Origin of the sequence: Vibrio sp. 1457 (assembly GCF_033340195.1) — a bacterium.
Taxonomy (GTDB): domain Bacteria; phylum Pseudomonadota; class Gammaproteobacteria; order Enterobacterales; family Vibrionaceae; genus Vibrio; species Vibrio alginolyticus.
Window position 1 is genome coordinate 1 of record NZ_JAWOWA010000145.1, and the last position, 1044, is coordinate 1044.

Below are 1044 nucleotides of genomic sequence, written 5' to 3' on the forward strand. Positions count from 1 at the left end.
TTCGAATGCTGCTTGAGGATGGCAAAAATAATATCCTGCTTACGCATACGAGCCAGGTTTTCCAGCCCCATATTTTCGCCGAGAGTGATCAGCTCAGAAACCGGCGTATTCTTTAATTCGGTAAGATTCATAGTGGTGTGAGTTCTTAAACTTGGGGTAAATCTCGAACTTAATGTTGTGAATGGTATGGCAGGATCATCCATGCCTGTTTACGGTCATCGACTCATGTCTTTTCGCTGCCTGGTCACAGGAGAGTACGCAGAACTGAAACGACAAGACGGATTGAGTGACGAGCCAGAAATCTGTTCACTTCGCATTTAAGATAAAACGGGAAGCGTTGGAAATTACAAGATTCAAACTTAATAAGGTATGTTTAATACGAAGTCAACACTAAGTTAGCATGACTCACGCCGGGCGTCCAGTTTTTAGCGACGGGGCACCCGAACATGAAATTCCCTTACGCCAGGTTAGCGTCGAGGAACTCTTTCAACTGACCTTTAGACAGTGCACCCACTTTGGTTGCCGCCACTTCACCGTTTTTGAACAGCAGCAGAGTCGGGATACCACGGATGCCATATTTCGGCGCAGTGCCAGGGTTTTGATCGATGTTCAGTTTAGCAACGGTCAGGTTGCCCTGATATTCGTCAGCGATTTCATCCAGAATCGGGGCGATCATTTTGCACGGACCGCACCACTCTGCCCAGAAATCGACGAGGATCGCCCCGTCCGCTTTGAGTACATCCGTGTCAAAACTGTCGTCAGTCAGGTGAATAATTTTATCGCTCATATATAACTCCACAGGAATAAGCCTGGCGTGTAGGTTTCGTTGTTGGTGTAACATTAACCAACTAAAGGTTGACTTTATTTCACCGGATACGCTTTCGTAAAGCAATAGTAAGCTGATATTCTACCACACTATGAGCAAAACACATTTAACAGAACAGAAGTTTTCCGACTTCGCCCTGCATCCGAAGGTTGTAGAAGCCCTTGAAAAAAAAGGGTTTCATAACTGTACGCCCATTCAGGCACTGGCCCTTCCGCTGA

At 46.2% G+C, this 1044-nt stretch carries 3 protein-coding genes; all 3 read right to left on the reverse strand.

Features of this window, described 5'->3' with window-relative positions; translation table 11 throughout:
- A partial coding sequence (locus R7Z41_RS24395) for a Rho termination factor N-terminal domain-containing protein (RefSeq protein ID WP_318141692.1) occupies window positions 1-131 on the reverse strand: 131 nt, incomplete at its 3' end.
- Window positions 132-215: 84 nt separating this feature from the next.
- Complete coding sequence (gene rhoL / locus R7Z41_RS24400; RefSeq protein WP_001295255.1) at window positions 216-317, reverse strand: rho operon leader peptide RhoL; 102 nt, start codon at window positions 315-317, stop codon at window positions 216-218.
- Window positions 318-457: 140 nt separating this feature from the next.
- On the reverse strand, window positions 458-787 hold the full coding sequence (gene trxA, locus R7Z41_RS24405; RefSeq protein ID WP_318141691.1) for a thioredoxin TrxA: 330 nt from the start codon (window positions 785-787) through the stop codon (window positions 458-460).
- Window positions 788-1044 lie beyond the last annotated feature (257 nt).

What these genes read in the sequence shown, in the direction of transcription:
- rhoL (WP_001295255.1), bottom strand. Translation starts at nt 317, where the DNA reads ATGCGAAGTGAACAGATTTCTGGCTCGTCACTCAATCCGTCTTGTCGT.
- trxA (WP_318141691.1), bottom strand. Translation starts at nt 787, where the DNA reads ATGAGCGATAAAATTATTCACCTGACTGACGACAGTTTTGACACGGAT.